Consider the following 3,502-nt stretch of genomic DNA (forward strand, 5'->3'; position numbering starts at 1 on the left):
CCTGCGGGCCACCCTGCGCGCGGCCCGCCGGACCGCGGGCGACCCGGTGGCGCTCGCCCGTCGTCGCGCCCGGCGGAAGCCGCGCCGGCTCGTGGTGCTCTGCGACATCTCCGGCTCCATGGAGCCCTACGCCCGCGCACTGATCCAGCTGCTCTACTGCGCCGCGGGCGCCGAGCGGGCCGAGGTGTTCGTGTTCGCCACCCGGCTCACGCGCCTGACCCGGGCGCTCGTGCGGTCCAGCCCGGTCGTCGCGCTGCACCGGGCCGCGCAGCTCGCCCCCGACTGGTCCGGCGGCACCCGGATCGGGGAGGCCCTGCGCCGGTTCAACGACGAGTTCGGGCGGGCCGGCATGGCCCGCGGGGCCGTGGTGCTCGTGCTGTCGGACGGCTGGGACACCGGCGACCCGCGGCTCGTCGCGCGCGAGATGGAGCGCCTGCACCGCGTGGCTCACCGCGTGGTCTGGGCCAACCCGCGCACGCGCCACCCCGGCTACCGGCCGCTGGTCGGCGGGATGGCCGCGGCCCTCCCGTTCTGTGACGCGGTGGTGAGCGCCCACAGCCTCGACGCGCTGGACGAGCTGCTGGCGGCGGTCGGCGGATGAGGCTCAGTCGCGGGTGCCGAACATCCCCGTGAAGGTGCTGCGGAACACCAGGTCGTCGCCGCGGCGCAGGGTGGCGCGCAGCTTCACCAGGCCCAGCCCGGGACGGCTGCGCGACAGGCGCGCCTCCACGATCTCCATCGACGCGCGCAGCTCGTCGCCCGCGAACACCGGCGCGGGCCACGCGATGTCCTCACCGCCCGGGGACGCGATCGAGGTGGCGCGGTTGAGGATCTCGTCGACGTAGCGGCGCATCCACAACCCGGCTGTGAACCAGCCGGACGCCGCGAGCCCCTTGAAGATCGAGCCGGCGCCGGCCTCCTCGTCGAGGTGGAAGGGCTGCGGGTCGAAGCGGCGGGCGAAGGCCACCATCTCGTCGCGGTCCACCACGGTGGTGCCGAGGTCGAAGACCCGGCCGGGGGTGAAGTCCTCGAAGGCGAACTCGGGCTGCGCGGTCATCTCGGGATGCTCGGTCACGAGGCCAGCGCCGCCAGTCCCGCCTCGGCCACCTGCTGGTCCTGGCTCCAGTGCCCGCCGCTGACGCCGATCGCGCCGACGGCCGTGCCCTCGACGCGGATCGGGTAGCCGCCGCCGAAGATCACCAGTCGCGGGATGCCCGTGGGCGCGCCCGCCGCGAGCGGCGCGTCGTCCTTGATGAAGTCGTGCCACTCGTGGGTCGGCATGCCGAACCCGTTGGCCGTGTACGCCTTGTCCTGGGCCACCTGTGCGGACGGCAGCGGCGCACCGTCCATCCTCGAGAACGCCTTGAGGTTGCCGCCGACGTCGAGGACCGCGATGCACATGGGCACGCCGATCGCGGCGGCCTTCGCCTCGGCGGCCGCGATCATGCGGTGGGCGGCATCGGTGCTGATGCTCGCCGCGGGGACGGTGTCGGCCAACGGGTTCCTCCTCGTTCACGACGGTGTGAGCTCACGACGGTGTGAGGAGCCGATCATGCATCAGCGGCCGACGATCGCCAACGCGTGATCGTGCAGCGTCCCGTTGGACGAGATGCCGTCGCCGCCCTCGTACGTGTCGGCGCCGGTGAGGTCGGTGAGCCGCCCACCCGCCTCGGCGACGATCGGCACCAGCGCCGCGAGGTCCCACGGGTTCGCCGCGGCGTCGACGGCCACGTCCACGACGCCCTCGGCCACCAGGCAGTGCTGCCAGAAGTCGCCGAACGCGCGGGTCTCCCACACGGCGTCGACGAGCGCGAGGTACCGGTCGAGCCGGCCCTGCTGCGCGAACGTCCGCAGGTCGGTGGTGGACAGGTACGCGTCGCCGGTCTCCGTGACGCCGGAGACTGCGATGCGGCGGGGCTCCGCGCCCGGTGCGTCGGTGGTCCACGCGCCGTGTCCGCGCGCGCCCCACCAGCGCCGTCCCAGCGCGGGGGCGCTGGCGACGCCGACGACGGGCTCGCCGTCCACCACGAGGCCGATGAGCGTGGCCCAGACCGGCATGCCGCGGGAGAAGTTCTTGGTGCCGTCGATCGGGTCGAACACCCAGCCCCGGCCGACCGCGGTGACGGCGCCGCCCTGCTCCTCGCCGAGCACTGCGTCGTCCGGGCGCTCGGCGGTGACGACGGCGCGCAGGGCCCCCTCGGTGGCGATGTCGGCGTCGGTGACGGGGGTGCGGTCGGGCTTGCGGCTGACCCGCAGGTCGGCGGCGCGGAAGCGCGGGAGCGCGATCGCGTCGGCGGTGTCGGCGAGGCGCAGGGCGAGATCCAGGTCCGGGCTGAGGTCACGGCTCATGTGCACAGGCTGTGAGCCTGCCCTATGCGGGCGCGGCGCCGTCCCCCGACGGTCCACATCGGCATATGGTGGCTTCTGTGACAACCGTCCTGCTGGCCGAGGACGACGGCGCGATCGCCGAACCGCTCTCCCGCGCACTGCAGCGCGAGGGCTACGAGGTGGACGTCGCCGCCGACGGGCTCACGGCGCTCGAACGGGTCCGGCTCGGGCACATCGACCTGATGGTGCTCGACCTGGGCCTCCCCGCCATGGACGGGCTGGAGGTCTGCCGCCGCGTGCGGCTGGACTTCCCGGACATGCCCGTGCTCATGCTCACCGCGCGCACCGACGAGGTCGACTTCGTGGTGGGCCTCGACGCGGGCGCCGACGACTACGTCGGCAAACCGTTCCGGCTCGCGGAGCTGCTGGCCCGGGTGCGGGCGCTCCTGCGCCGCCTCACGCCCGAGACGGTGGAGGTCGGCGGCGTGCGCATGGAGCTGTCGGGCCGTCGCGTGCTGGTGGACGGCGCCGAGGTGGGGCTGGCCAACAAGGAGTTCGAGCTGCTGCGCGTGCTGCTGCTGCGCGCCGGGCAGGTCGTCACGCGCGAGGAGATCCTCCGCGAGGTCTGGAACGACCCCGACCTCAAGACGTCCAAGACGCTCGACATGCACATGTCCTGGCTGCGCCGCAAGATCGGCGGCGACCACCGCATCGCGACTGTGCGGGGCGTCGGCTTCCGCTTCAACTCAGATCATTGACGTTCGTTGTTGGTTGACGCGAACGTACGCGCTGGTCAGCGCTTGATCGGCGGGGGTCGGGGTTGAAGTGCGATCACGCCTGGACAGCTGAGGGTCCGCATAAGTTAGTCACTTTTGCCCTGGTATGGGTGGGTTCGGATGTTGAGTGGCTATCGATCTGTGGCATTCGATGCAGGACGGCTCAGCTGATTTGGGACGTCGAGTGAGTAGAGGTTGCTGCGGCCGATGACCTTGGTTGATTCGATCCCTGCGCGCCAGAGTCGCTTCTGGGCGGCTTGGTAGGGGATGCCTAGACCGTATGAGGGGCCGGCGCCTCGCTCGTAAGTTGGCGCGGGTCACCGTCACGGCGGGTGGCGGTGCCGCATTTACGGGAGGCGCCGGTGCTGATGGAGCGTACGTGCGTGGGCCTGGATGTT

5 protein-coding genes are annotated in these 3,502 nt (G+C 72.3%); 2 read left to right on the top strand and 3 right to left on the bottom strand.

What is annotated here, in order from left to right; genetic code table 11:
* On the top strand, positions 1-601 hold a 601-nt coding region (locus JWR81_RS17300; RefSeq protein WP_297653292.1), incomplete at its 5' end, for a VWA domain-containing protein.
* A gap of 3 nt (positions 602-604) precedes the next feature.
* Here JWR81_RS17300 and JWR81_RS17305 read toward each other — a convergent pair.
* The 3 genes from JWR81_RS17305 to hisN are packed head-to-tail and all read right to left on the bottom strand — an operon-like array spanning position 605 to position 2,349.
* Complete coding sequence (locus tag JWR81_RS17305; protein ID WP_297653295.1) at positions 605-1,057, bottom strand: MaoC family dehydratase; 453 nt, start codon at positions 1,055-1,057, stop codon at positions 605-607.
* A 14-nt stretch (positions 1,058-1,071) separates the two neighbouring features.
* A complete protein-coding gene (locus tag JWR81_RS17310; RefSeq protein WP_297653298.1) occupies positions 1,072-1,497 on the bottom strand; it encodes a heme-binding protein in 426 nt (141 codons plus the stop codon).
* 60 nt (positions 1,498-1,557) lie between these two features.
* Positions 1,558-2,349 carry a histidinol-phosphatase gene (gene hisN / locus JWR81_RS17315; protein WP_297653301.1) on the bottom strand — a complete coding sequence of 264 codons (792 nt, stop codon included), beginning with the start codon at positions 2,347-2,349 and terminating at the stop codon, positions 1,558-1,560.
* Between the two features lie 77 nt (positions 2,350-2,426).
* Between hisN and JWR81_RS17320 the strand changes: the two genes are divergently transcribed.
* Positions 2,427-3,086, top strand: a complete 660-nt coding sequence (locus JWR81_RS17320; protein ID WP_297653304.1) for a response regulator transcription factor — start codon at positions 2,427-2,429, stop codon at positions 3,084-3,086.
* The last annotated feature ends 416 nt before the right edge of the window (positions 3,087-3,502 follow it).

Source organism: Pseudonocardia sp., from assembly GCF_025965585.1.
In the GTDB taxonomy this organism is placed as follows: Bacteria; Actinomycetota; Actinomycetes; order Mycobacteriales; family Pseudonocardiaceae; genus Pseudonocardia.

Excerpts from the sequence above, each read along its gene's own strand:
- hisN (WP_297653301.1), bottom strand. The coding sequence starts at position 2,349 with ATGAGCCGTGACCTCAGCCCGGACCTGGATCTCGCCCTGCGCCTCGCC.
- JWR81_RS17305 (WP_297653295.1), bottom strand. The coding sequence starts at position 1,057 with ATGACCGCGCAGCCCGAGTTCGCCTTCGAGGACTTCACCCCCGGCCGG.